Here is a 26,229-nt window from a genome sequence, read left to right on the forward strand (position 1 = left end):
CTCTTTGCAAACGCTTTCTTTTGTGAAATAATGAACCTGTTAAAACATAAAAGCACAAAGGAGATTTGTTAATATGAAAATTAAAGCAGCAGTTGTTGAAAAACAAAACGCAGATTTTACCATCAAAGACGATATTGAGTTAGCCCCCATGGGTGCGGGTGATATCCAAGTGCACATGGTTGCTAGTGGGATTTGTCACTCCGATGAAGCCTTGCGAGTTGGCGACGCAGTAATTGATTATCCAATTATTCTTGGCCATGAAGGTGCCGGAATTGTTGAAAAAGTTGGTCCAGAAGTTACCCAATTTAAACCCGGCGATCACGTAGTTTTAAGTTTCTACGCTTGTGGTAATTGTGATAATTGTTTGAAAGGCATCCCTACCCAATGCCGTAATTATGCTGCCAACAATCTTTCCGGTGTACGTCCCGATGGCTCCGATCATTTCACTGAAAATGGTGAACACGTTGCAGACATGTTTGATCAAAGCTCCTTCACCACCACCACCGTGGTTCGGGAACGCAACGCTGTTAAAGTTGATGACGAACTCGACCTTCGTAAATTAGGCCCGCTTGGTTGCGGATACGTTACTGGTTCAGGAACCGTGCTTAATACTCTCAAACCGCGGCCTGGTGATACGATTGCTGTTTTTGGTACCGGGGCGGTTGGACTGGCTGCCATGATGGCTGGTAAAATTTCTGGGTGCACTAAGGTAATCGGAATTGATATTGTGGATTCTCGGCTGGAATTAGCTAAAGACTTAGGCGCTACCGACGTGATTAATAGCCGTAACGTGGACGTGGTTGAAGAAGTTAAGAAACTCACGAATGGCCGCGGGGTGAACTGGGCCGTCGACACCACTGGAATCACCCAAGTGATGGAACAATCTATCCAAGTGCTCACCCAAGGCGGAACCACCGCAACCATTGCCGTTACGCCAAATCACATTGACCTAGACACTTGGAACGACCTTTGTGTAGATGACAAGAAGATTGTGGGGGTCAACATGGGGGACTCAATCCCACAAATCGACATTCCTCGTTTAATTGAATTTTACAAAGCTGGTATGTTTGACTTTGATAAAACCGAGAAATTTTTTAAGTTTGAAGATATCAAGGAAGCTAATGAAGCATCCCGTTCCGGAGAAGTTATTAAACCAGTCTTGATTATTGATCCTGACTACGTTCCAGGGAAATAACCTACTCAAAATTAAAGATCTCGAAAAAATGAGTTGAACAAAAGTCGGATAGTTTGGCTTTACTAAAGTCAACGCACCAAGGTAATTTTTTTTAAAAATTTTATCCTTAAAAAAGGAGTTCTCAGTTTTAAACTGAAAACTCCTTTTTAATGCTACAAAAAAACTTTTAATTACTTTAAATATTTTAATTCAGCTTTTCGCCGTGCCGCCACAGCATCATTGAATTCGTCGTAAGACTCATTTAAAACCATTTTGCCATTAACCATCATGCGGGCGACCCACTTGTTTCCAGAAGAGTTAAAGGAAACCCCTACCACACCTGATTGATTACGTGAACTAGTCACTACCGATTGAATTGGATTGCCATTTGGATCCCGAAAAGCGTCCTTAGCTCCCATTTGAGCAGATATCTTTCGGTTATTCTTTAAACGTTCGGCGGATTTCTCCTTTCGTAAGCATCCGCAACTCCTAACCTTGCCATGGCGGAGTAAATAGCTTTCTGCATCCACTTTTCGGCCACAATCACATTGACAAGCCCAATAATAATTACCTGAAGTACTTTTACGGTTGGTCCGTCCCGTCACCACTAGCCGTCCAAAGCGTTTTCCTGTTAAATCGTAGCGAACTTTTGTACAATACCCACAGCTTTTGGTATTGCCGGTTTTTAAATGTTGCAAATCAACATTAGTCACCCTTCCACAATCACACTGGCAATGCCACTGCAATTTACCAGTCTTAGGTGATCTAACTGGATACTGAGCTACAAGTTTTCCAAAACGTTTTCCAGTGATATCGATACGGATTCTCATCGTAATCCTCCCCAAATTTTGGTATCTTATTTTCTGTTTGAAAGTGTCTTTTTAGGGTACACCCTAAAAAGACATCGACTATCAACATGTATAATCATTAAATCGTAACTAACTTTTCAATTTATTGTACACCAAAACACTACTACTTACATAAAGTAAATCTTTGCAGGTGTTAATTTATGACATTTCAGATTTAATTCGGTAAATTAGCGTACGGCTAACACCTAATTTTCTTTTAATTGCCATAATGCTTTTTCCAGCTTCTAAGTTATCACGAATATCAAAATAAATCTTACGCCGGTTAGGATTTTTAACGTCTGGGCCATATAAAACGGGCCGTCCTTTGTATACCCCGCGTTTTTTTGCTAATTCAATTCCTTGTCGTTGACGAATTCGAATTCGTTGCCGTTCTGATTCTGCTTGAAACTTCTTGGTCTCGATAAAAATGTTTTGTAGAAAGTTTCGCATATTTTCATCATCAATGTCGTCAAAGGTTGGTAAATCCAGGATAATCAGTTTAGCTTCCCGTAAATAAACTTCCATAAAAATATGAGTTAAAAACTTATTATTTCTTCCTAGCCGTTCCATCTCTAATACATAAAGCTCGTCGCCAGGTTTTAAAACATCAAGAACTTTAGCAAGTTCGGGGCGTTCATTAATTGCTCCTGAAATCTTTTCTTTGTATATTCGATTAACCCCAACTTCTTTTAACCTGGCTAATTGTCGCGCAAGGTTTTGATCTTTTGAGCTAACTCTTGCATACCCCTATTTCACTTTTCTTCCTCCTTATTTTTGAACTTTTAGGGTGTACCATAAAAAAGCACTTCAACAAAATTGTTACCATTAACAATCGCTTTAAGTGTTGATGTAATCCCCTTCTTAACCTTATTATTGGTATCCAATTGGGTTGCTAAACCTTTTTATATTACCCGATTGCGGTACGATTAGCAAGATAATTGATTAATTAACCGATTCTTTTTAGAGCCTAATTATTTAAAATAACTAATCAACAATACCTTACAAAACTTAAATACGGTAAAATTTGTCTACTAAATCTAATTAGTTTCTCCTATAATTTTCTACCCTTGCTCAATTGAAGCGTTTTCATTAGAGTGGTAACATTAAAGTGTACAAAGTTACTAAAGCGTACCTGAGGAGGTCCTCGTAATGAAAGAAAACTTTGATTTTTTGATGCCAAGCGTAAACTTTTTTGGCGCAGGCGTAATTAATAAGATCGGTGAACGTGCAAAAATGGTGAATATGAAAAAGCCCCTATTAGTAACCGATCAATTCTTAGAAAAAATGGAGAACGGTCCTGTAGAGCAAACCATCAACTCACTTAAGGATGCTCAAGTAGATTTTGCGATTTACGACGGCGTTGAACCCAATCCTAAAGTAAGAAACATTAAGGAAGCTAAACAGGTTTACTTAGATAACCATTGTGACGGAATCATTACCGTTGGTGGCGGTTCTGCTCACGATACTGGCAAAGGAACTGGCATAATTTTAACGAACGGTGATGACATCACCAAGTTAGCGGGTATCGAAACTTTAGATAATCCGCTCCCCCCACTAATTGCCGTAAATACTACCGCGGGAACGGCTTCTGAATTAACTCGGCATTGTGTAATCACCAACGAAGAAACCCATTTAAAATTTGTCGTAGTTTCCTGGCGCAACGTTCCCCTAGTTTCGTTTAACGATCCAAAATTAATGCTTGGCGTACCACCAAAATTGACCGCCGCTACCGGGATGGACACCTTTGTACAGGCGATCGAACCCTACGTTTCGACTAACCATAATGATATTACGGATGGTCAATGCCTCCAAGCAATTCGCTTAGTTGAAGAGAGTTTACGTGAAGCAGTTGCTAATGGAGAAAATCTCGAAGCGCGGACAAAGATGGTTGAAGCTGAAATGCTCGGTGGAATGGCTTTTAATAACGCTGACCTTGGTTACGTACACGCCATGGCACACCAGCTTGGCGGACAATACGACGCTCCTCATGGGGTCTGTTGTGCTGTATTGCTTCCAATCGTGGAACGCTTTAACATTATTGCTTGCCCAGAACGGTTTGCCGATTTAGCGGTTGCGATGGGTGAAAATATCGACGGGCTTTCCGTTCGGGAAGCTGCTGATAAAGCAATTGATGCCATGCAACAACTTAACGACGACGTAGGCATCCCGCGGAGCATCAAGGATCTCGGCGCCGATCCTAAAGATTTCGAACTGATGGCTGAAAATGCGTTGAAAGATGGCAATGCTTTCTCCAACCCACGGAAAGCTACTAAAGAACAAATCGTCGCGTTATTCCAAGCTGCATATGACGCAAAATAATATATTAATTAAACGAAAAGACGAAGCTGAATTCAACTCGAATTCTAAACTTCGCCTTTTTAATTTGCCATCTAAAATTTATTTTTTTACGATCATTTCAATTGCTCGCGCAATCTTTTCACCCTGGGTTTCTTTATCATTCGCCGGATTTTCTAAACAATCTTTTAAATTTTCGGCAACCATGATGCCCTTAATTCGATCTACGCTGGACTTTACTGCATTTAATTGGGGAATAATTTCCGAACATTCTTTTCCATCCGTAATCATTTTTTGAATTCCTCGAATTTGCCCTTCCGCCCGCTTTAATCGATTTAAAATTTGTTGATTACACGTAGCCATTTAGTCAATATCTCCTTGCCAAGCATTCATTCCACCTTCAACATTGATTATATCAAACCCAAGCTGGTCCAAATAACCACAAGCATTAGCCGAACGCGCACCTGATTGACAAATGACGTAGTAAGTCTGATTTTTATCTAAACTTTTAGCTGTATCTTGTAAGGTGCTTAGTGGAAAGTTCTTTGCGGAAGGAACATGTCCCATCCCGAACTCAAAGCTTTCCCGCACATCAATTACGTTTACCTTCTTATTTTCAATTTTCTTCATTAAATCTTTTGCTTTAATACTTTTCAATCTGTTCAACTTCCTCTTTCATTATCGTTTTATACAACCCAAACGCTCCATCTAAATTTTCAACTTTAAATCCTTTTTGTCGTAAAATTCGTTCTCCAACGTAGCTTCGTAACCCGCTTTGGCAGTAAAGAACGTACTCCTGATGGGGATCCAAAAGATCAGTGTGCTCCCGTAATTGGTTTAAAGGTATGTTGGTTGCACCCTTAATCCGACCATCCCTTACAATTTCTTTTGGATCACGCAAATCAAGTAATTGTTTACCCTTTGCTAATTCGGCAGATAGCTCGTGCCATTGAATATTTTTACTTAATCCTTCAACCAGGTTGGTTGCAACGTAACCAGCCATATTAACAACGTCTTTTGCCGTGCCAAACGGCGGTGCATAAGTTAATTCTAGCTCTGGTAAATCAAATACCGAAAGATTCCCTTTGATTGCTGTCGCCAACACGTCAATTCGTTTATCGACACCGTTTGCACCAACTGCTTGCGCACCATAAATTTGCCCCGTCTTTCCGTCAAAAATCAGTTTGAGCCACATCGCCTGACTATTAGGATAGTAGGTCGCATGGTCCGTGCCGCTCACGTGAGCAACTAAGACGTTAGCAAATTCCTGTCGGGCCGTCTGCTCACTTAACCCGGTGGAAGCCGCACTCAAATTGAACGCTTGCACAATTGCCGTGCCAATACTGCCCCGATTTACGCGGCGTAAACCAGCTAATACATCTGCAACTTGCCGTCCTTGTCGATTTGCCGGAGAAGCTAACGGAATTAAAGTTGGTTCGTTTGTAATCTGCTGCTTAGTCACCGCTACGTCACCAACTGCATAAACATGCTTCACGCTCGTTTCATAATTTTCATCCACCATAATGCCCTTTTTCAAGCCTAACTGAAGTCCAGCATTTTCTGCGAGAGCACTATTGGGCTGAACTCCAACGGATAAGATTGTTAGGTCGGAGTTAATCTGAGTTCCGTCATCTAAAACAAGGCGAGTTCCATTACCCTTGATTTCAGCAACTGCCTTAGAAAGTTGGAGATCTACGTTATTTTTTAACAACTCTTCTTCCACAAAAGCTGCCATTTCAGCATCCAAGTTAGGCAAAACGTGGGTTGCTTTTTCTACCAAAGTAACGTGGATCCCCCGCTTATGTAAATTTTCAACCATTTCCACACCGATAAATCCCGCTCCTACTATCGTTGCGTTTTGTACTCCTTGCTCCAACTGGTTTAAAATCTCGTCCATATCGGGAATGTTCCTTAAGGTATGCACATTTTTAGCCTGCGCAAGCCCCTCAATTTGCGGAATAATTGCGCTAGCTCCGGTCGCTAATATTAATTCATCGTAACTTTCTTGGAAAACCTTCCCTCGATGCTGTACTTCCACTATTTTTTCTTGAGGGTGAATACTAATAACTTCGTGGTTAGGCCGTGCGTCAATTCTGAACCGGGCCCATAATGCTTCCGGACTTTGAACCATTAGTGACGTTCTTTCTGGAATCGTTCCTGAAAGGTGGTACGGCAATCCGCAATTGGCAAACGAGACGTACGGCCCCTTCTCAAAAACGATAATCTCAGCATCTTCTGCTAACCGGCGTAACCGGGTTGCTGCTGACATGCCGCCAGCAACCCCGCCAACAATAACTACTTTACTCATTTTATTTCCCCTTTCTTACCGGGCCATCCCATTGGTTCATTCCTCCACGAACGCTTTTAGCATCATAGCCTTGGTTACGCAAAAATTTAGCCGCCCGCTTACTGCGCATCCCCGATTGGCAAATCACATAAACGGGTTGATCTTTTCTGCCAGAAAATCGAGTAATTTTATCTAAGGGAACGTTCTTTGCGTAATTAATGTGTCCGCTCCGAAATTCAACAGGTGTACGTACGTCAATTAGTTCGAAATCCTCTTTACGTTCTGCAATTGCACTAATATTAATAGTATTATGTCCCCAAAATGGTAGTTTCATCCTTTAAAATACCTCCATGGGTATATTAAACTATATTGCTATTTTTAAGTCAAATTTAAGTTACTAAAAATCATTTACCTTTATACATTGCTAATATAAAAGAATTTAAATACCCATAATAGTATTATAGTTACATAAAAAAGACAAAATCACTATGGATTTCATCTTCTTAGATAAATAATCAACTTGTAATTACTTTGAATACATTTTTTAAATTAGGATAATCTTGTTCTTTTATAAAGACCCTACCTAACTACGAAAAATCGTAATTAGATAGGGTCTTCGATTTACAGAATTAGCTTATGATGTCTGAGTTATTTCTCAAAAGAGAAATTTTACATCACCACGCCTTTTCGCAAAATCAAATTGCCATACAGTGCTTTTTCGCCCGTCTGTACAATGGCAAAGCATTGGTGCGAATATTCGTAAAAGGCGGATCGTTCAATCTGTTTTACCGTATAATTTTTAAAGCTTTTTCCAATGCTATCCCGGTACTTCTCCCAAATCGGTGGAGTACCATTAGGAACGTTCTGATCTCCAGGTACAACTTGCATGAAAATTGCCTGGTAATCAGAATAGCTATCTAACGGCATCAATTTTAAAATTGAATCAAGTAATTCTGGAATCATTAAGCCATCTGCTCGAATAATTTTTTTGTTATTGGACACCGCAGGATAATTGGCATCCGCCAACAAGATTTCATCCCCGTGTCCCATTTCTATTAGCGTCTTTATTAGCTCCGGCGATAGATTTTTAGGTACTCGATTTAACATTCTCATTCCTTCTTTCTTGATTCCCAATAGGCTTCAATTTCTTCTAACGACCGCCCTTTAGTTTCTAAAACATACTTATGGATGTACCAAACCGAAAAGGCGGATAAAAATGCGAAGAAATAGAAAATATTTATGCCAACAATACTTAGGCAAATTGGGAAGATCAACGAGAAAATGGCATTTAAAAGATATTGAGTAAAGGTGATTACTCCCATCCCTAAAGCACGCGCTTTTAAAGGTAGGATTTCTGGAACATATGACCAAAACACCGGTCCAAGACCGAAACCGAACATAAACACGTACAGAAAAATCGAAATAACCGCGATAATTACGTTATCTGACCAAATACATAGCGCAATCGCTGGTAGGACTTGACCACCCAAACTGATTTCTAATAATTTTTTTCGTCCCAACTTGTCAATGAAGGGCAAAGAAACGAAGGTCGAGACTACTAAAGCAATTCCCACCCCAAAATCAGCGACGATGCTAGAATTTGCCATTCCTAAGTTATGAAAAATTTCCGGTGCGTAGTAAACGGCGGCATTAATTCCGGTAAAAACCTGAAAGATAGTTAAAATAATTAGTAACGTAAGGGCTGGCCGAAATGTGCCAAATAGTTCACTTAACCCCGCTTCTTTTGTTTTCAGACTATTTTGAATATCTTTAATTTCAGATTCCACTTCTGTACTGGTGAACCGGACTTTAGTCAAAACTTTTCGTGCTCGTTCAACTTTGCCATCCCGGATTAGCCACCGGGGACTTTGGGGACTCATTACCATCCCGATTGTCAGTATCAGGGCTGGCACCACCCCTAGTCCTAAAGTCCACCGCCAATCATCTTGGGGTAAATTGTATGCTCCAACCGCATAAGCAACCAGGATTCCCACGTTAACACTTAATTGGTAAAGTGAAGACATTAACCCTCGAATGTGAGCAGGTGCTAGCTCTGATAAATAAATCAGACCGTACATATTTGCAATTCCGGCCGCAATTCCTAAAACGAAACGTGCCATCATCAAGAAAACTGTTCCCGTCGCAATTGCACTTAGCAAGCTCCCCGCTAAGAATACTACCCCAGCGACAATCAAAACGTTGCGTCGTTCAATTTTCTTTTCTAACGCGGTAAATACGACGATTGAAGGCAACGCGCCGAAAAGAAGAAAGCTAACCACCAGCCCCTTTTGAACCGAATCCAATCCAAAAGCCGTAGTAATCGATGGTAACGCCAACGAAATAGCCCCTGAGTCATACCCGTAAAGTAACCCGGCAAATCCTCCTAAAATAGCAAATAGGTAAACAATCCCCTTCGTTTTTGGTTTAGTAGATAGATTTTCTTCCATAATTATTTTCCTTCCGTATTATTTGCAGCTAATATCCTCATAAATTGGGCATACTTCTGTTCTAAACCAGGAATTTCAGTTGGATTAAAATCTTGTACATCAACCGTATTTGCTAAAACATCTAGTTTAACCGGGTCAGTTATCTTACCGAAAACCTTTAATTGGGCGACTACATTTCCCAAAACACTGGCTTCGACTGGTCCGGTAACCACCTTGCGCTGTGTAAAATCTGCGGTTAGTTGAACTAATAACTGGTTTTGAATACCTCCGCCGAACATATGAACTTTTTGCAAGGTTGTTCCAGTAAGTTTTTCTAACTTTTCAATCACCTGTCGGTAGGAAAAAGCTAAACTTTCTAATACCACTCGGATCAACTGTCCCCGATTCTTCGGTAAAGTTTGATGGGTTTCTTTAAGAAAGGCTACAATCTTTTCTTCCATTTGCCCAGGTTCGGCAAAACGCACGTCTGCTAAGTCAATAAAGGAATTGATTGAGTACGCTTTTGCAGCTTCATCCTGCATCTTAGCAAAGCTTATCTCTGCACCCGTATACGCCCATTCTTTTTGTAGTTCTTGAATTACCCACAAGCCGGTAATGTTTTTTAACACCCGGTTAGAACCATCAAAACAACCTTCATTCGTCAACCCCATTTCAAAAGCCGCTTCGCTAATGATTGGCTGGTCATTTTGTAATCCCACAATCGACCATGTTCCGCAACTAATAAATGCGGTTTGTTTACGTTCCGCTTCGTTTAGTGGCAATGCCATTAAGGCTGCTGCTGTATCATGACCAACACCTGAAATAACCCGCATTTCAGCAGAAACCTTAATCTCTTCACTAATTGCTTGACGAATCGGGCCTAAATCGGCTCCCCCAATAACAACGTCTGCAAACCATTCTGCTGGAATTTCCAGCCTATTTAGAACTTTTGTATTCCAATTCTTAGTTCGCACGTCGAGGAGTCCCGTAGTACTGGCAATGGTAAATTCATTTTGTTTTATCCCGCTAAAAAAGTATTCAATCAAACTAGGCATCATTAACAACTGGTCAACCGTTCGTTTTAAAAAGGGGGCCCGTTGCAGGTCTGCGAAAACTTGCAGATTGGTATTGATCCGATCTGGAGCGTTTCCAGTCATCCTGAACAATTGCTTAGCTGGAAGTCTTTCTGCAAATTCTGCTTCATAAGGGGCCGTACGGCTATCCCGATAACAATGAGGAGCAAAAAGTACTTCTCCTTCCTTAGTCAACAAGCCATAATCGACGCCCCAAGTATCTACGCTCAAACTATCTAGATGTCCTAGGTCTCGCATTGTTAACGCTAAACCACGCTTTACTTCCTGAAAAATCTTTAAATAATCCCAATTAAGTCGGTCATTAATCTCGACGGGGTGATTGGAAAATCGGTACTGCTCCTTTAGTTTAATTTGTTTTCCATCGAACTGACCGGAAATTACGCGACCAGAACTTGCCCCTAAATCTACTGCAATTACATTCACTTTTTCCATATTTCATCACACGCTATTTATATAAAGGACCTAAAGTTTGACAAGCATTAAAGTCCGCTGCTTCTTGATTTTCCGTTCCAATCAGTGACCATACCCGTGGACGGAAAATCTTATCTTCGGACACGTTATGCATGTTAACTGGGATCCGCAACATGGATGCCAACGTAATTAAGTCTGCACCAATATGTCCATAACTGATTGCACCATGATTTGCTCCCCAGTTATCCATTACGTCATAAACACTCTTAAACGCTCCGTGCCCGGTTAAAATTGGCGCAAAGAATGTTGAAGGCCAGCCTTTATCAGTCCGTTCGTTAATCACGTTAAAGACTTGTTCAGGTAAATCAATTGCGTAACCTTCTGCAATTTGAAGAACTGGTCCTACACCCTTAACTAAATTAATCCGTGACATCGTTACGGGCATGCCTTGACTACCACCTTTAGTAAGGTAATTGCTAGAGAAGCCGCCACCCCGGAAGTAACCGATATTTGCAGGAATCCAACGTGTTTTTTCTAGACTACGTTTTGCTTCATCTTCGGTAACTTGCCAGAACGGTTTAATGGCAAGATTGCCATCCACTTTTTCCTCACCAGTCGCGTCCAAGGTTTGCGCGCCAGAGTTACTGAGATGAAGGAAACCATCTTTTCCTAATCCGGTTAACTCGGTTCCAGTAACCCGTTTGATTGCTTCGGGACTCCAGAAGGTCCGTACGTCGGCAAAAATTTGAGGTGTGTTAGTCAGTAAGTAGTTAAGCAACATCGAAGCTCCATTTAAGCTATCGTTCTCCGTTGCAAATACGTGTGGCGCATGGATGCCATTCCAGTCGAATTGAGAGTTCAAAAAGGCCTCCATGTAATCGCCGTTTGGAAAATGATCGGTCCATTGCCGTTGTCCTTGGAATCCCGCAGCAATTGCATTATGTCCGTCAGCTTCTTCAACAAATCCTTTTTCAGCTAACTTCGGGTTCCCTTCCATTAAGTCTCGAGCAATGATGGCCATCTTAACGCAATCGGCCAACTGTGCTTTCTTTTCTTTGTCTGTAAATCGATTAGGATCATCACTATTATATAGATCTGGTCCGATTGGAGTATGTTTTTCAGCCCATTTCATGGCTTTTTCAAACTCTTCCTTGTCATAAATTCCTTCATCCCAACGCCGAACTATTTCAGTCATGTCCACATATTCGTTTCGCATACCTAAATAGTTTTGGAAGAAATCGGCGTTAACCATTGAACCACCAATTCCCATTGCTACGTTACCAATCGATAAGTAAGATTTATTGCGCATAATGCCAACTGCAAGTATTCCTTTAGCAAAACGAATAAGCTTCTTGGCAACGTCATCTGGAATTGATTTATCATCAGCATCACAGACGTCCGCTCCGTAAATCCCAAAAGCAGGAATCCCTTTCTGCGCATGCGCTGCTAAAACTGCTGCTAAGTATACTGCCCCAGGACGTTCAGTTCCGTTAAATCCCCAAATCGCGTGAGGAATGTCAGCGGTCATGTCCATCGTTTCGCTTCCATAGCACCAGCAAGGGGTTACCGTGATGGTTCCACAAACATTTTCCTTATCAAATTTTTCTTTCGAAGCTGCTGCCTCTTTTACTCCCCCAATAGTTGAGTCAGAAATCACGGTTTTTACCGGCGTGCCATCAGGATAAAATAATTTTGATTCCAACAGTTCAGCAACCGCTTTAGCCATATCCATGGTTTGAGTCTCTAACGATTCCCGAATCCCCTTACGCCGTCCGTCGATAGTTGGACGAATTCCAATTTTGGGATAATTAATTTTTAACATGTCCTAACCTCCTAAAGTATTTAAACTGTTTGTTAAAAGAAATACATAATTTCTTTTCGTCCTCATAGTAACCGCTTCCATAAGCGTTTGGAAGGTGTTTCACGTCTTCTGAAAGTTCTTCATATTTTTTGCATCTTTTTGTTCAAAAGCATTCATCATTTTCATTCATTTAACAAAAAAACCGGGAACATCCCGGCCACAAAATTATTTAAATTTTTAATACAAAACCTCCACGTTTTTATGGGACCAAACCGCCATAATTTCTTCCGGTGGCTGTTGATCCATGATAATAACATCAAAGTCATTTACATCGCACAACCTGTAATATCCTTTCACGTTAAACTTTGAATGATCGCATAGCAAAATTTTCCTTTCAGCATTTTCCATCATTCTTCGTTTAACTCCCGATTGTTCTTCACTAGACATATAAACGTCATTAGCATTAATTGAAGAACACGATAAAAACACTAAGTCTGCTCGAAAATCACTAAAGAAATCTAGCGAAATATCGCCCAAAATTGAACCCGTCCCTGAGCGGAGTCGTCCGCCAGCAATGAAAGTTTTTACCGCCGGAATTTCATCCAATTTGATTGCCAATTTTAGGCTATTGGTAACTACCACTAAGTTGGTTAATCCTTCAAAAAAAGGAGCTAAAAAGGACGTAGTGCTGCTGGAATCCACAAAAATGGCCTCGTTGTCCCCTAAAAACGTACTTGCAATTTCAGCGATGTATTTTTTTGATTCACTATTTTCTTGTTGGCGAAATAAAAAGGACAACTCAATATTATCTGCCTTAACTAATTCGACCCGCCCAAATTTTCGGGTGACCTTCCCCATCTTTTCCAACGCAATTAGGTCTCGCCGAATTGTCGAATCACTAACAAAAAGTTCTTTTTGTAAATCTTTGATCCGCATAACCTTCTTTTTTTGTAGCAAATCTAAAATAGTCAAAAAACGTTCGTTCTTAAACATTGCTTTCCTCCTCGATTTTCATTATTTTATTGAAAATGAAGACTTTTGAAGCATTCTGAATGAAATTCCTCAATTATTTTGAAGGCATTTCATAAATCAAAGCCAGCCCTAATTTTCAATACATTTGTCAGTATAATGAGGCCATAGAGTGATTTAACACCTTGAAATTTAGGAGGAATTTAATTATGAAAATGATGTTTGAAGAGGAACGCATTGACTTAGCCCACACCGTACAAAAAATGTTTGATCGTAAAAATACCAACGTAGCAGGTGGCAACATGTCGATCAAAGTTTTTGACCAAAAAATGCACCCTTATATTATCATGACTCCCACCTTTATGTCAGAAACCTATTATTCCGAACTTCATGCTGCACAAATTTTGGTGATTGATGAAGAAACTGGTGAAAAAATTGACGGAGTTGGAGATGTTACTCGGGAAATTAACATGCATAAAGAAGCTTACAAAGCTCACCCAGGAATTCGATGTGTCTACCATTCCCACGCCGAAGAATCGATGTTTTGGGCTACTGCTGGTTTAGACATGCCTAACGTGACCGAAGCAACGCGGGAATTAGGACAAATTAAAGTATTACCCTTCGCCCCTGCCACTAGCCAAGCTTTAGCGGATATCGTATTCAAAAACCTTCAAGCAATTGGAGACAAGGCTATGGAAAACGTCTTTTTATTAAATAGTCACGGCGTAGTTATCACCACGACCGATTTGCACGTTGCTGCTCGTATTCTAGAAACTCTAGAATGGAACGCCAAAATAGCTTACCAACAAGCCCTCTTTATTAAACTTGGCCTGCTGTCTGATTACCGTTCCTGCGGAGCTAACTATAAGGAAGCCCTCCCTAGTGTTCCACCGATTGCCATGCCTGAGGTCCCAATAACTGCCATACCCGCAAAGTTCCCGTCCCACCCTCAACGGCCGGCAAACCTAATGTAACTTATCAATATTGTTGCATTGATAACAATATTTTGTTCACCACGCCGTTAAGTACCTTCCAACAAAAAAAGTTGGGGATTGATTTCTCCAACTTTTTTACTGTTACAAAATTCAAAATTTTATTTATCAAGAGCATTGGTAGCAGCTGAAATTAGTTGATTTTGCGGATCCAATGATAGTTCCCATAACATCAGCCCTCCTAGTCGCTGTTGTTGAACATACTTAACTTTACTTTCCATAGACTTTTCGTCATCAAAGGACCTGAATACTTGTTCATCAAAGTAATATGGCGCATTTGCTTTTTCATCCCAAAAATAGCATTGTGGTTTTTGAGCAATTAATTGACTAATTTTTTGGTAAGGAGTAGTTTGGGTCCCCTTTTCTTTAGCAAGCGCCCCTACTGGGGATGGGGCTTGTTGGTCAACTTCTCGCCAATCGCGGCTGTAAGCTGCACTGCCAATTACTATTTTATCTGTTGGAACTTGCTTAGCGATTAGATACTTAACCGTGGTATTGATACTAAGCTCACCTTCTATGGCATCGTAAGGAAATAGGTTAGTTTGGTGGCCCGTAATGTTAGTCCAACTTCCCCGTAAATCATAGGTCATTACGTTAAGGTAATCTAGGTACTCTGCTATGCTGAGTTTTTCGCCGTTTATCAAACTAGTTAATAAACTGGGATCTCCCGCTATTGCAGCAGAGATTTCATATTCATCACTACAACTTGCCAATTTTTCTCGCAACACCTTTAAAAAGGCATAAAAATTTTCTGCATCTTGAGTGCGAGATTTAATTCCTCCTAATGCAGAACCAGGATATTCCCAATCAAAGTCAACTCCATCTATGCCATATTGCTGTATAAAATTAATTATATTGGTTGCAAATTTATTTCGGCTATCTGCGTTTAAAACGGCATCTGAAAAACCTTCTGCGCCCCATCCACCAATGCTAATGTTAACCTTTAAATTTGGAAAATGTTGCTTTATTGTTGCAATTTGTTTAAAGTGGGCCCCTTTATCCACTAAATTAAGCCCCTCGATTTTCGCAAACGCATAGTTTATATGTGTTAACTTTTCTCCAGGAATTTGTTTAATTTTCCAATTTTGTCTTCCATGTAAATATCCCATTATTACCGTCACGTGAATCCCTCCGATTCCGTTAAAGAAAGCGATTGCAAAAATATTTTAATCCATTATACTACTCTTGAATCGATTCACATTTATTTTTTTCACTATTTTTGAAAAGAGGTGCAGCCCGTGCTTACCAAATACATTACCAAATGGTTAATCCCCGTAGCTACTAAAGTGTCCGAATCACGCCACTTAGTTGCCATCCGGGATGCCTTTATTGATATTATGCCAATCATTATGGTTAATTCGCTTTTCATTTTACTTAACTCGTTAGTTTTTACTAACGCAACTGTCGTAAAAGCTTTCCCCTATGCGACTAAGTTAGTAGACATTGGTACCATGGTAAACCAAGGAACTATGGGAATTATGACCATTCTAGTTTCATTTTTGATTGGTTACCGACTCACTAATTTTTACATTGCTAACGGCCGAATTGATTCTAAAGAAGTTAACCCGCTTCATGCCGGAATCTTGAGTTTAGCAACTACTTTAATCATGTTTCCTCTATACAATGACGTTATTCCCGTGGGGGCCACTAAGCCCGTCCAAGTCGCTGGTATTTATGCCCAAACGTTAACTTCTTCTGGAGGAATGTTTGTAGGAATTATCGCGGCTCTATTAAGTACCGAGCTACTAGTTTGGATTTCTAGTAAAAAGAAGTTTCAAATTAAGATGCCAGATTCAGTACCTCCCGCAGTTGCTCAATCTTTCAACACTTTAATCCCCGAATCATTAGTAATTATCTTATTTGCCATTCTAACTTTTACCTATACTCAAATTGCGGGGCAAAACGTACCACAATTAATTACCGACGTAATCTCCTTGCCTTTACAAGTTGCTTTGGAATCTCCACTAGGTCTCTTTGTAGTTCAAATTTTAACCCAAATCTTATGGTTCTTTGGATTACATGGGCAAAACATTGTTTCTTCCGTAACCTCTCCTTCGATGTTAGTTGCCATTCAACAAAATATCGACGCATTTAACGCTGGCCATGCCGTTCCTAACATTGTTACTAACCCTTGGATTGGCATGTATACATTATTGGGAGGAACCGGGGCAATTTTGCCTTTCTTAATCGCCATTTTCTGGGGTTCTAAGCGAAAAGACTACCGCAACGTTGCTAAACTTGGACTGCTGCCTAGTTTCTTTAATATTTCTGAGCCAATTATGTTTGGAATGCCCGTCGTAATGAATCCCTTTTTCGCAGTTCCGTTTTTATTTGTACCTATCATTAATTTAGCAATTGCCTATCCCTTAACTGCCTTAGGCCTTGTTGCTAAAAGCGTGGTAATTCCACCATGGACGTTACCGCCAATATTAACTGCTTGGGTAACCACTGCAGGAGACTTACCTGCCACCTTACTATCCGCATTTTTATTTATTTTAGATATTTTCTTGTATTTACCATTCGTTATTGCTAGCAACCGTAGCAAAAAAATTTAATGTAGGTTATATGAAATGAAAAAAATTCGTCAGGATATCGTTGAAAACCAAAAAACCGCTGTTGAAGAATACGCTTCGCTTACTAATTCCCAAAAGCAACAACTTCGCTGGTTTCAAGACCAGAAAATTGGGGTCATCTTTCATTGGGGACTTTATTCAGCAGCTGGAATCGTCGAATCATGGCAACTCTCGAAAGAAGATACCTGGGCTCGCAAAAAGCCTTGGAGAAAAGACCTTACCACCCTTCGCCATGATTATTGGAACTTAGCCAAAGCTTTTAACCCAGCTAAATTTGATCCCGAAAAATGGGCTACTGAAATTCAAAAGGCTGGCTTTCGTTACGCAATCTTTACCACTAAACACCATGACGGTTTCAATATGTACGCTACCCAGCAGTCTGATTTTAACGTAACTCATTACACTGGGAAGGACTTATTTCACGAATTTGCCAAAAGCTTGACTGCCCATAACGTTGCGGTAGGTGCCTATTATTCTAAAGCTGATTGGCATTGCCCTTATTATTGGACACCTGGATCCGACCCTCGCGGACGTTATGCCTCATATGATCCCCTTTCTAATCCGCAACTGTGGAAGAAATTTAACAACTTTGTTAAAAAACAATTATTGGAAATCACCCGAAATTACGGCAAAATTGATATTCTCTGGTTAGATGGTGGTTGGGTAAATAGCGAACACCATGAATTTTTAGATATGGACAGGATTGTCTCCCAAATCAAACAAACCCAGCCACAAATCCTAGTCGTTGACCGAACCATCGGTGGTAAATATGAAGATTACGTAACTCCTGAGCGCAAAATTCCGGATGTAATTCCGCATAAGGTTTGGGAAAGTAACCTTCCCTTAGCCAAAAACTGGGGTTACGTTCCTAATGACGTTTACAAAACATTTCCAGAAATCTTACATTATCTTGTAAAGATTGTTTCACTAGGTGGGAACGTCATCTTAGGTATTGGCCCTAAACCCGATGGCACTTTACCAACCCCTGCCTTGAAACTGATTCGCCAATTAGGAAAGTGGTTAGCAACTTACGGAGACGGCATATACGGAACTCGCGCCCTCCCCAACTTAAAACAAACCAACTGGTACTTTACCGCGAAAGACCATTTTCTTTACGCTTTTGCCGAAAAAAAATACTTTCGTCCTCAAGATTTACAATTAGGAATTTTTACGCCTCACGTGCTTAATCGCCAAGATCTATCCATGCAGAATCCAGATGACCCAATCCTTGGTTTAAAAATTACTATGGACAAAAATGTCACCGAACTGATTTAGATATAAAAAAGCGTTTGAACTCTTCATGTAGTGGCCCCCAAAAAGTTTAATTTTTTGGGGAGCAACACATCATTGTTAAGAGTTCTAAACGCTTTTTGTATTCTCATTTTAGTTATCTAACTTAAATACTTTCTCATTAAGTACACTGGTGTACAACTCCAAGCATGGCAATAGCTATTAACCATTGCACTACCATATGGGGAGTAACTTGGATCATTGGGATCAAATGCTTCCCAAAACGTGTCGGCACCTAATTCAATCATCTTCCCCCAGTAATCTTTCAATAGTTGAATTCCCGCATCCAACAATCCTGCTTCAAAAAGTGCTTGGGTTACGTGATGATACATATACGGAGTTGCAATCCCTTTAATTGGGAATAGTTTTTTAACTGCGTTGCTCATTAATTGGTGATTTTCTTCCGGAGTCATTACTTGAGCTAAAACCATCCAAACTTGACTAGCAATATTAATTTCATGATCAGGACCAGAAATAAATAATCCTCTTTCTTCGTTATAGAGGTTTTGCTTGGCATAATTTGTAATTTGGGCCAATTCTTTTTGGTAGTAATCAATCGTGTCCAATTTTTGAAGCCGTGATAAATGGATAAACTGTTTCAAAGCGTATATTATAATGGCAACTCCAGCCGTATCTTTATTAAATTCATTGGACCAATCCACAAAAACCGGGTAATCCTCATCAAAGACAATTTTGCCATTACTCTGAACCATATTTTTCATAACGTAATCAATTTGCTTTTTCGCCACTGGATATAAGTCTTCAAGTACTGTGTAATCATCCGTGTGTTGAAAATAATCATCTAAGATACTAACAAAAAACAAACTGTAGTCGAGCAAGAATGTGTCATCTGGCGTATAAGTTGGTTTAACAAATACGTTGGCAGGAATTCGCCCATCTTTGGCTGCCAATGCACCAAATAAATATAAACATCTCTTAATTAAGGTTTGGTTGTCATAGGTTTGATAATCCGCTAAAGCTTGTAAGCGTAAGTCCCCGATCCAAAGCCGTCGATCTCGTTTAGGTCCGTCTTCAAAAACGTCTTGCATACAGTCCGCAAGCGTCTTCAGCCCCACCTGATCAATTTTTTGTAAAAGTTTATCATCAGTATAAAATGGGATTGGCGCTCCTTGTGCCGCACTTTCTGCAATTAAGGCTGGTTCAAAGAAACTAACTTGCCACTTAGGAGAAGTATCCACCACTTTAATTTCAACATAACGAAAACTGTAACGTCTTGGTAAGCACAAGTTGGCAGGCAATTCGTCCAAATGAACAGTTTCTTCTTGCATCCATGAACGGCTTAACCAGCCTTGATAATCTTGACTATCTTGGTTTAACTCAGTAGGCAGCTCGGCGAATTTCAATTTAAGCGTTAAGGGCGCATCCATTGGTGATCCGACTGATTTAATTCGAATTGTAAAGTGCCCAACGTAATGATTGCCAAAATCTAAAATCAACCGATCATCCCGGCCAAATTTCATTTGACTAAGCTGTGTAGTATCAGCCGCTTTTTTTGTTCCAACATTATCTAGTAAATTTTTATCGATCACCGTTTCAACTACCTGCACCGGAGTTACTACTCGTTTTGTTAATTCCGGAATGTTGTCATCTGCTTTTTTTAGTAACTGTTTGTCATGATTAAATTCTACATCATCATTAATTTGAAATGTAAATGCCATCGCCACTCACTCCTCAACGTTAATCTGGTACCTTTTTTGTAATCGAATCATTACCAATCCCGCAATTAGACATACGGCAACAATTCCAGCGAACCCAAACATAGTCATTCGGATGTGGCTTGGTAAAACTAAAGTAGGGGTAATGAATGCAAAAATCCCACATAAGAAACGGGAAAAGCCACTAATAAAACCTTGAACTGAAGCCCGGCTATCAATTGGGAATGACTCTTGGGTCCAAACCTTATACATAGCTTCGCCAGCAATGTTATTACCTAGGTTATAAAAACCAATGGCAATAACAATTGGCCACAATGCATGGCTGCTTAATGCTAAACCTAGCATGGCTAGTAGCTCGATAACTGAACCTACCACAAAAAATTTGTTACGGTACCGGCTACCTGCCACTGAGGCAAATGATATTGACGCAATTAAAGCCACTACATTTAATACTAATCCTGCTCCTGTAGCAAAACTTTGGCTCGCGTGTGCTTGTACCAAAGTAAAAGTTTGAAATTGTCCAAATGTATTCGCTAACAAATTCCAGCAACAATAAAAAATCATGATCCAAATAAAGAATAACCCATACTGGTGATTTTGGCGCAAAATTTTAAATAGCGAGCCAGATTCAGAAGTTCTTTGAGACTGCATTTGGTCAATCCGTTGATTGGCTTCACGATGAAATTCTTTAAAACGACCAGAAAAAGTGCGCCAAATAAAAGTGATGGCAGCACATACTGCTAAAATCGTAAAAACAATTCGTGCCCCAGTTGCCCCAGTCATTTTAGAAACTACAAAGGCACAACCATAAGAGAAAAACACCCCAATTTGCCAAAAAACTTGGGTGAAGGACACTAACCGAGCCGTTGCTTTGTCATCAGGAACATCATGAGAAATAATCGTTAAGCTAACTGGTAAATCCGCTCCAGAAGCTAATCCTGCAATAATCACTCCTGTTAATAAAAAGCCATAGCTGTTAGCTAACACACAAATTAGTGCACCTACCGCATAGCCTAAATTTAACCAGTTAAATGAACGGGTTAATCCCCAATTTTTGGTTAACCATCCGGCAACTAACGAACCAATTGCAATTGCAAAAGTTAATGCTCCTGAAATCACCCCAACTTGGGTGTTAGATAATGCTAACCCCTGTTGCCACACCGTAATTGTTGCTGATAATCCAACAATGATCCCCGAACCTAAAATTGAGCCGATTCCAGCTGCAATAGCTAGAGGACGGTATTTTTTCACTAAATTATCACTTTGATTTTGCATAAATCTCTCCTCCTTAACTATCCTCATTGTAAGCGCTTAAAATAAGTGCTACAATATCTCCAGTCCACCCGAATCCTTGCAAAACTACAGGTAGGATCATTAAAAAGGAGCAGCTAATGATAAATTTTATTACCTTGGATAAAAAAATACGTAGTCTAAATTATGTAGAGAACACTCAGCGAAAAAATCACGCTAATTACAATTATATGAAGCTCAATTTTAAGGAAAGCCCCATCCCTAAAATGCCAAAATACAATTTTTTTAAACATGGCGATTTAACCATTGTTAAAGGAAATCGTTTTTCTTACGTTCCCGCGCATACTCATGATTTCATCGAACTTAACTACATGTATTCAGGTAGTTGTATTCAATCGCTAAATAACGAGCAATTTGAGTTTACAGAAGGTCAACTACTTTTAATGGATAAGAATACTGTTCAAAAAATTGGCTATACTGGGGAAAATGACGTCATCATTAACATTTTGTTAAAAAACTCTCTAACTATCACTAAAATATTGGACTTACTTTCTGGTCAATCCAACGCCGTAACGGACTTTTTGCAAAATTGTAACTTAAAAACTACCAACCATAATTTCATGATTTTTGATTTACCTGCACAATCATTGTCGCGTAGTCTGATTATGGACTTATTATTCGCAGCCTTTGAATCTGCCCATAAAAATAATAACCAAGTGCTAAAATTGCTCTTTTCAACCTTGATTACGCAATTACCACCGTTAGTTAGCCATCACCATCTAAATTTTGCGGCAGACAACAATGCTGAATTATTGGCAATTTTAAAGTACATCGAACAGCATTATTCAACCACTAATTTGCAATATACAAGTAAACATTTTGGATACAACATGAATTATCTCAGTAATAAGATCAAAGCAGCGACTGGGCAAACGTTTAAAGAATTAATTGAACAACGCCGTCTATATGCAGCCCAAGAACTTTTATTTCAAACTAACCTATCGCTTGACCAAATTTCCTTGCGAATTGGTTATAAAAATCCTTCTTCCCTAAACCGATTGTTTAAAAAATATGTAAATACTACCCCCATTAACTATAAAAATGAATTGATTAAGAATCGCGATGATTTATATTGATTAACAAAAAGCGGTCGTCAGGATTACCCAAAATCCTAACGGCCACTTTAATTATTAAGAAAAATTAGTTGAAAGTTTTATTCAACCGCCCCTTAACACTTTTAGACGACTATATAACACCAAGCCTATCTTTTGAATCACAAATTTGGATCCATCTTAAAGGTTAGCTTCGATAATTCCGCACCCTGCTTGGTTAACTTAGCTAAAAGTTTCTTGGTTTCTTTATTATAATGTTGCGCAATAAGGTGATTTTGTTCAGTAAGATATTTTGTCAATTCTTTTCCCGACATCTTCTTAGCTACTTGGTCAACTTCTTCAATCTTGGTCCGTGCCCATTGCGACAACTCTTTTTGGTAATCCAAATCGTCCTGAATAAATTCAGCGTAGTGAGATTCCACTACCATTGCTAAAGTTTCATACAACCAGTATGCACTATCTAATGACATCTCTTCCGGTAATTCCCGGTAGGAAACGTCAGTATCATTAGCGTTGGTAAAGAATGGTACGTGTGGGCAAAAACTTGGTACGCCAAAGCCAATCCACTGAACTCCAGCCGCTTCATTTTCATGACTATTCCGCATTTGCAAAATATGTGAATTGGCTGTTCGAGATAAGGAAATTACCCGGTACGTCTTCCGATCGTGTTCGCTACCACTTCCTAATGGGTCGTACTTAGTTTCGTTATAGTGCGACTTCAGAATATATTGAATATCTTCAACCGAAATCTTTCGACTAGCTTTCCGAATAAACGGTAGATCTGGTGATTCAGGATCTTGTTCAATCTCCGGGTTTAAGTAACGTTGAGCAAACCAAACCCGAGGAGTATTGTAATGATGATCCTTTTCCGTATCCGTTCCAAAGATGTGCCGGAAATTCCAGCGATCTTCGTCAGGATTCAAACCATGCTTTTCGACAAATTCTTGAATACCATCCGCCCACATGTAATTGTCAGGATCATTGAAGTCAATGTCTTCAATCGCGATTTGGTTAGCAGCCACGGCATAGCAATCGTCCGGAATCCGAACGGCAACCCATTGATGGCCCGTAACAATCTCCATGTACCACACTTCGTCAGCATCATTAAATTGGACGCCATTACCTTCTGCTGAACCGTACTTTTTCACCAATTCGCCTAGGTAACGAACCCCATCCCGAGCAGAATTAATGAATGGTAATACTAACGTAGTCATGGAATCTTCTGCTAAACCATTTTTAACAAATGGATCGTACGCTAAAACTCGTTCGTTAGCGTAAACACTTTCCGTGGCACTTTCACCAACGTTTTTTTCGTTAAAACCGTCTTCTTCATTAGGCCCTTCGCTCTCATCAGCGTTAGGTGTTGAAGTATACCGATAGCCACTTTCAGGCAACGGTACAGTCAATCCGTTATATGGTGATTTATAAATTTCTTGTCGGCCGGAGACGGCTGGTTGAACCAAGAAGCGTTTTGGATGAATAGCTACTAACCGGTCTTCATTTCTGGAAATGTAGGTTGCACCATCGAGCGAAGCCTTTTTTCCAACCATTACTGAAGTACACGCTGACATTTCAATTCTATCTGTCATGATAAATCCTCCTTTTAAATTTCTTTAAACTCGTTCAATAATTTGTTCGTTAACCTCTAGCTGCTTCAAATACAATAATAATCGACTATACAAATAGTCATTGGCTTCCTCGAACTGTTCGCCTAAATTCTGACCAATCTCATACGCGCTGCGTTGCCCATCAATTTGTTGAAATACAAAACTACCGTATTCATCTAAATCTAGGTAAGTAAACTCTGGAATTTTAAAATGCAACTTTCGTAAAAATTGTTGAATCCAATGGTTTTGAGCACGAATAATGGTCACCTGTTTACCTTCAACTTTATAATTAACCCGCGGATTCTTCTTAAAAACTAATTCTTTTAGATCAGCATCCGTCAGTTTAGGTGACTTACTCACGTTCTTCAGCCTTCCCTTGATTTTCAGATTTTTTAATCATATACAACGGAATTACAATCGCTCCCGCCATAGCTGCTAGTAGTATTAATCCCATTGCGTTGCTTGCTAAAAAGCCACTTGGTGCACTATTACCCAACAATCCGGTAACGTGGAAAATAATTCCAACAAGGCCGATGATTGAACCACCGGCAATTAGTCCAGAAGAAAGGCTGACGCCGCTTTGTACCCGTTTGTCACGTAACTCTTTGTCTTTAGTAGTCTTATTGATCAAAAGTTTTAATAATGCCCCTACTAAAATAATTGAAGTAGTTGAAATTGGTAAGTAAAAACCTAACGCAACCGTCATAATTGGTAAGTCTAGCATCCAGAAAACTAACGCCATTACAATCCCGACAATGATCATAATCCATGGTAAATCTCCAGACATGATGCCAGACGTTAAAGTTGCAATTAAGTTAGCCTGTGGCAGTCCAAATGGCGGGTTAGAACCCGTGATCCGCAATTGTGGTTCCAAAAGTACCGTAGTTCCAATTACGGTGAGCACCCCCACAAAGCCAGCAATCATGTAGTACTTCATCATTTCCTTGTTTGAGCCGCCAATCATGTAGTTAACTTTTTGGGTTTGCATATATCCGCCACCGACTGAAACCGTAGTAACGATAAATACCCCAAACAAAAGCAAAATTTCTGTGTAATTTTTGGTAGTCCAGCCCATCAATACGAAGGCCAAAGTCATGATTACTAGCGATGCAATGGTCATCCCTGACACTGGTTCGTTAGAACAACCAATCGTCCCGGCTAGTCGTGCAGAAACAATTACAAACAACAACGATAAAATTAGCGTTAAGACCCCGCCAAGCAAGGCAACGATAACCGATCCCGAAATGATAAAGCCAGCAACAAAAATGGCGATTACCGATGCTAATAAGGCAATTAACCCCAAAGCATTTTTATCTTCAGTAGTACTATTCCGCGCATTAAGTACTTTTTTGATTGAAGTCCAAATTACTGGTATCAATTTAACTGCACCAATAATTCCGCCGCAAAGCATCATTCCTGCGCCAATATACTTAACATACGAGCCTGCAACATCGTCAACGCTCATTTGGGAGATGCTCAGCGCAGCATCATTCCAAACGTGTGCACCGCTTCCTGCCATTTGTGCAAAGTAACTAACTAAAGGCACCACGGCAAAGTTTGACAGGATTGACCCCGCAAACATGGTCATTGCAACTTCTAAACCAACCACAAAACCAATTCCGGCTAGCATAGGATTAACTTCTGTCGACATCTTCCATCGATAAAACGAGTTCCCGGTGAAAGTGATCATGCTATTTACCCAACCAAAAACTTGAGAAGTAAATAAAGTAATTAAGCCCCCGATTCCAAAACCTACCCCTAGGAATTTTAATGAATCTCCACCGCTTTCCGAAGCGACTAACGCTTCGGTAATCGCCATGGATTCTGGGTAAGCAAGGCGCCCATGTTCCTCAACAATCAGATAATTTTGAACTAATGATGCGCTCCCAATGGCAAACATTACTGCCAAAGCACCAACCATTACCCCAGTGAAAAAATTAACGTGTCCGCCAATCAAGATAATTGCTGGAAGGACGTAAATCATCCCACTCGCAACGGCTTCTCCACCACTAGACATTCCTTGCAAAATATTTTTGCCAAGAATCCCCCTTTTCTTAGCAAAAAGACTTACTAAACCCGAACCAATGATTGACCCAGGAATCCCAGCTGCTACCGTTAGTCCAGCTTTCATCCCCGAGTATGCTGTTGACGCTCCAAAGATTACGGCTAAAATAATTCCCATAATCAAAATAGCAATACTTCCGCCATGCCCCTTTTTAGTAACGTAAGGAACGTACTTGCTCTTACCATTACCACCATAATCTTTCTTAGAAACATTTTGTGCCATCCAATTCAATCCCTTTCTTTAACAACCACTAATACCTAACTTTTGTGAATCAATTATCATATGTTTAATAATAGCGCTTCCACCTATTCTTATCAAGTAGCGCTACTGCCTAACCATTGTCTACTAAAAAAGGCAG

General features: G+C 40.0%; 22 protein-coding genes and 1 pseudogene. 6 read left to right on the forward strand and 17 right to left on the reverse strand.

Going from position 1 to position 26,229, the window contains the following annotated elements:
• The first annotated feature begins 73 nt into the window (after positions 1-73).
• Positions 74-1,195: an NAD(P)-dependent alcohol dehydrogenase gene (locus I6H64_RS05170; RefSeq protein ID WP_008841901.1), complete on the forward strand. Its 1,122-nt coding sequence runs from the start codon at positions 74-76 to the stop codon at positions 1,193-1,195.
• Positions 1,196-1,365: 170 nt separating this feature from the next.
• Here the strand turns inward: I6H64_RS05170 and I6H64_RS05175 are convergent, their stop codons facing one another.
• Both I6H64_RS05175 and I6H64_RS05180 read right to left on the reverse strand, forming a co-directional pair.
• On the reverse strand, positions 1,366-2,004 hold the full coding sequence (locus I6H64_RS05175; protein WP_024862459.1) for an AP2 domain-containing protein: 639 nt from the start codon (positions 2,002-2,004) through the stop codon (positions 1,366-1,368).
• A gap of 177 nt (positions 2,005-2,181) precedes the next feature.
• Positions 2,182-2,709, reverse strand: a pseudogene (locus I6H64_RS05180) (recombinase family protein); the annotation flags it as partial.
• 462 nt (positions 2,710-3,171) lie between these two features.
• On the opposite strand from I6H64_RS05180, the gene I6H64_RS05185 reads away from it, so the two are divergent.
• A complete protein-coding gene (locus tag I6H64_RS05185; protein WP_008841898.1) occupies positions 3,172-4,341 on the forward strand; it encodes an iron-containing alcohol dehydrogenase in 1,170 nt (389 codons plus the stop codon).
• A 78-nt stretch (positions 4,342-4,419) separates the two neighbouring features.
• On the opposite strand, the gene I6H64_RS05190 is transcribed toward I6H64_RS05185, so the two are convergent.
• The 9 genes from I6H64_RS05190 to I6H64_RS05230 all read right to left on the reverse strand — a co-directional run bounded on the left by I6H64_RS05190 (position 4,420) and on the right by I6H64_RS05230 (position 13,329).
• Positions 4,420-4,680: a metal-sensitive transcriptional regulator gene (locus tag I6H64_RS05190; protein ID WP_008841897.1), complete on the reverse strand. Its 261-nt coding sequence runs from the start codon at positions 4,678-4,680 to the stop codon at positions 4,420-4,422.
• On the reverse strand, positions 4,681-4,974 hold the full coding sequence (locus I6H64_RS05195) for a rhodanese-like domain-containing protein (RefSeq protein ID WP_008841896.1): 294 nt from the start codon (positions 4,972-4,974) through the stop codon (positions 4,681-4,683). It lies immediately after the preceding gene.
• Positions 4,961-6,625 carry an FAD-dependent oxidoreductase gene (locus I6H64_RS05200; RefSeq protein WP_008841895.1) on the reverse strand — a complete coding sequence of 555 codons (1,665 nt, stop codon included), beginning with the start codon at positions 6,623-6,625 and terminating at the stop codon, positions 4,961-4,963. The genes I6H64_RS05195 and I6H64_RS05200 overlap by 14 nt, the downstream gene beginning before the upstream one ends.
• 1 nt (position 6,626) lies before the next feature.
• Complete coding sequence (locus tag I6H64_RS05205) at positions 6,627-6,938, reverse strand: rhodanese-like domain-containing protein (RefSeq protein ID WP_008841894.1); 312 nt, start codon at positions 6,936-6,938, stop codon at positions 6,627-6,629.
• A 335-nt stretch (positions 6,939-7,273) separates the two neighbouring features.
• Positions 7,274-7,711, reverse strand: a complete 438-nt coding sequence (locus tag I6H64_RS05210; RefSeq protein WP_036685573.1) for an RbsD/FucU family protein — start codon at positions 7,709-7,711, stop codon at positions 7,274-7,276.
• A gap of 2 nt (positions 7,712-7,713) precedes the next feature.
• Entirely contained in the window at positions 7,714-9,051 is a 1,338-nt protein-coding gene (locus I6H64_RS05215) for a sugar porter family MFS transporter (protein ID WP_056985198.1), read from the reverse strand.
• A 2-nt stretch (positions 9,052-9,053) separates the two neighbouring features.
• Positions 9,054-10,556 carry a rhamnulokinase gene (locus I6H64_RS05220; protein WP_008841890.1) on the reverse strand — a complete coding sequence of 501 codons (1,503 nt, stop codon included), beginning with the start codon at positions 10,554-10,556 and terminating at the stop codon, positions 9,054-9,056.
• A 13-nt stretch (positions 10,557-10,569) separates the two neighbouring features.
• The gene (locus tag I6H64_RS05225; RefSeq protein ID WP_008841889.1) at positions 10,570-12,357 is read right to left on the reverse strand and encodes an L-fucose isomerase; all 1,788 of its coding nucleotides are present in this window, start codon (positions 12,355-12,357) and stop codon (positions 10,570-10,572) included.
• A gap of 216 nt (positions 12,358-12,573) precedes the next feature.
• Positions 12,574-13,329, reverse strand: coding sequence for a DeoR/GlpR family DNA-binding transcription regulator (locus I6H64_RS05230; RefSeq protein ID WP_056985200.1), 756 nt, complete (start codon positions 13,327-13,329; stop codon positions 12,574-12,576).
• A 185-nt stretch (positions 13,330-13,514) separates the two neighbouring features.
• On the opposite strand from I6H64_RS05230, the gene I6H64_RS05235 reads away from it, so the two are divergent.
• Positions 13,515-14,279, forward strand: coding sequence for a class II aldolase/adducin family protein (locus I6H64_RS05235; RefSeq protein ID WP_008841887.1), 765 nt, complete (start codon positions 13,515-13,517; stop codon positions 14,277-14,279).
• 119 nt (positions 14,280-14,398) lie between these two features.
• Here the strand turns inward: I6H64_RS05235 and I6H64_RS05240 are convergent, their stop codons facing one another.
• A complete protein-coding gene (locus I6H64_RS05240) occupies positions 14,399-15,418 on the reverse strand; it encodes a glycoside hydrolase family 18 protein (RefSeq protein ID WP_008841886.1) in 1,020 nt (339 codons plus the stop codon).
• Between the two features lie 117 nt (positions 15,419-15,535).
• Here I6H64_RS05240 and I6H64_RS05245 point away from each other — a divergent pair, with 117 nt between their 5' ends.
• Together I6H64_RS05245 and I6H64_RS05250 are read left to right on the forward strand one after the other, a co-directional pair.
• Positions 15,536-16,852 (forward strand): PTS sugar transporter subunit IIC, encoded by a 1,317-nt coding sequence (locus I6H64_RS05245; protein ID WP_005916288.1) that lies wholly within the window; start codon positions 15,536-15,538, stop codon positions 16,850-16,852.
• Between the two features lie 15 nt (positions 16,853-16,867).
• On the forward strand, positions 16,868-18,145 hold the full coding sequence (locus I6H64_RS05250; protein WP_056985202.1) for an alpha-L-fucosidase: 1,278 nt from the start codon (positions 16,868-16,870) through the stop codon (positions 18,143-18,145).
• A gap of 116 nt (positions 18,146-18,261) precedes the next feature.
• On the opposite strand, the gene I6H64_RS05255 is transcribed toward I6H64_RS05250, so the two are convergent.
• Together I6H64_RS05255 and I6H64_RS05260 are read right to left on the reverse strand one after the other, a co-directional pair.
• Complete coding sequence (locus tag I6H64_RS05255; protein ID WP_056985204.1) at positions 18,262-19,839, reverse strand: alpha-L-rhamnosidase-related protein; 1,578 nt, start codon at positions 19,837-19,839, stop codon at positions 18,262-18,264.
• Between the two features lie 6 nt (positions 19,840-19,845).
• Positions 19,846-21,111, reverse strand: coding sequence for an MFS transporter (locus I6H64_RS05260; RefSeq protein ID WP_008841881.1), 1,266 nt, complete (start codon positions 21,109-21,111; stop codon positions 19,846-19,848).
• 116 nt (positions 21,112-21,227) lie between these two features.
• Between I6H64_RS05260 and I6H64_RS05265 the strand changes: the two genes are divergently transcribed.
• Positions 21,228-22,223: an AraC family transcriptional regulator gene (locus tag I6H64_RS05265; protein WP_008841880.1), complete on the forward strand. Its 996-nt coding sequence runs from the start codon at positions 21,228-21,230 to the stop codon at positions 22,221-22,223.
• A gap of 137 nt (positions 22,224-22,360) precedes the next feature.
• Here the strand turns inward: I6H64_RS05265 and I6H64_RS05270 are convergent, their stop codons facing one another.
• The 3 genes from I6H64_RS05270 to I6H64_RS05280 are packed head-to-tail and all read right to left on the reverse strand — an operon-like array spanning position 22,361 to position 26,093.
• A complete protein-coding gene (locus I6H64_RS05270) occupies positions 22,361-23,788 on the reverse strand; it encodes a C69 family dipeptidase (RefSeq protein ID WP_036685570.1) in 1,428 nt (475 codons plus the stop codon).
• A 24-nt stretch (positions 23,789-23,812) separates the two neighbouring features.
• Complete coding sequence (locus I6H64_RS05275; protein ID WP_005916267.1) at positions 23,813-24,166, reverse strand: PqqD family peptide modification chaperone; 354 nt, start codon at positions 24,164-24,166, stop codon at positions 23,813-23,815.
• Positions 24,159-26,093: an OPT family oligopeptide transporter gene (locus tag I6H64_RS05280; protein WP_056985206.1), complete on the reverse strand. Its 1,935-nt coding sequence runs from the start codon at positions 26,091-26,093 to the stop codon at positions 24,159-24,161. Before I6H64_RS05280 ends, I6H64_RS05275 begins: the two co-directional genes overlap by 8 nt.
• Positions 26,094-26,229: the final 136 nt, after the last annotated feature.

It is taken from the genome of Pediococcus acidilactici, assembly GCF_016127815.1.
GTDB lineage: Bacteria > Bacillota > Bacilli > Lactobacillales > Lactobacillaceae > Pediococcus > Pediococcus acidilactici.

Bases quoted from the DNA above. Each gene is read 5' to 3' on its own strand.
- I6H64_RS05250 (WP_056985202.1), top strand. From the start codon at position 16,868: ATGAAAAAAATTCGTCAGGATATCGTTGAAAACCAAAAAACCGCTGTT.
- I6H64_RS05190 (WP_008841897.1), bottom strand. From the start codon at position 4,680: ATGGCTACGTGTAATCAACAAATTTTAAATCGATTAAAGCGGGCGGAA.
- I6H64_RS05280 (WP_056985206.1), bottom strand. From the start codon at position 26,093: ATGGCACAAAATGTTTCTAAGAAAGATTATGGTGGTAATGGTAAGAGC.
- I6H64_RS05170 (WP_008841901.1), top strand. From the start codon at position 74: ATGAAAATTAAAGCAGCAGTTGTTGAAAAACAAAACGCAGATTTTACC.
- I6H64_RS05235 (WP_008841887.1), top strand. From the start codon at position 13,515: ATGAAAATGATGTTTGAAGAGGAACGCATTGACTTAGCCCACACCGTA.
- I6H64_RS05260 (WP_008841881.1), bottom strand. From the start codon at position 21,111: ATGCAAAATCAAAGTGATAATTTAGTGAAAAAATACCGTCCTCTAGCT.
- I6H64_RS05220 (WP_008841890.1), bottom strand. From the start codon at position 10,556: ATGGAAAAAGTGAATGTAATTGCAGTAGATTTAGGGGCAAGTTCTGGT.
- I6H64_RS05205 (WP_008841894.1), bottom strand. From the start codon at position 6,938: ATGAAACTACCATTTTGGGGACATAATACTATTAATATTAGTGCAATT.
- I6H64_RS05255 (WP_056985204.1), bottom strand. From the start codon at position 19,839: ATGGCATTTACATTTCAAATTAATGATGATGTAGAATTTAATCATGAC.
- I6H64_RS05270 (WP_036685570.1), bottom strand. From the start codon at position 23,788: ATGACAGATAGAATTGAAATGTCAGCGTGTACTTCAGTAATGGTTGGA.
- I6H64_RS05265 (WP_008841880.1), top strand. From the start codon at position 21,228: ATGATAAATTTTATTACCTTGGATAAAAAAATACGTAGTCTAAATTAT.
- I6H64_RS05200 (WP_008841895.1), bottom strand. From the start codon at position 6,625: ATGAGTAAAGTAGTTATTGTTGGCGGGGTTGCTGGCGGCATGTCAGCA.
- I6H64_RS05210 (WP_036685573.1), bottom strand. From the start codon at position 7,711: ATGTTAAATCGAGTACCTAAAAATCTATCGCCGGAGCTAATAAAGACG.
- I6H64_RS05185 (WP_008841898.1), top strand. From the start codon at position 3,172: ATGAAAGAAAACTTTGATTTTTTGATGCCAAGCGTAAACTTTTTTGGC.
- I6H64_RS05215 (WP_056985198.1), bottom strand. From the start codon at position 9,051: ATGGAAGAAAATCTATCTACTAAACCAAAAACGAAGGGGATTGTTTAC.
- I6H64_RS05225 (WP_008841889.1), bottom strand. From the start codon at position 12,357: ATGTTAAAAATTAATTATCCCAAAATTGGAATTCGTCCAACTATCGAC.
- I6H64_RS05230 (WP_056985200.1), bottom strand. From the start codon at position 13,329: ATGTTTAAGAACGAACGTTTTTTGACTATTTTAGATTTGCTACAAAAA.
- I6H64_RS05175 (WP_024862459.1), bottom strand. From the start codon at position 2,004: ATGAGAATCCGTATCGATATCACTGGAAAACGTTTTGGAAAACTTGTA.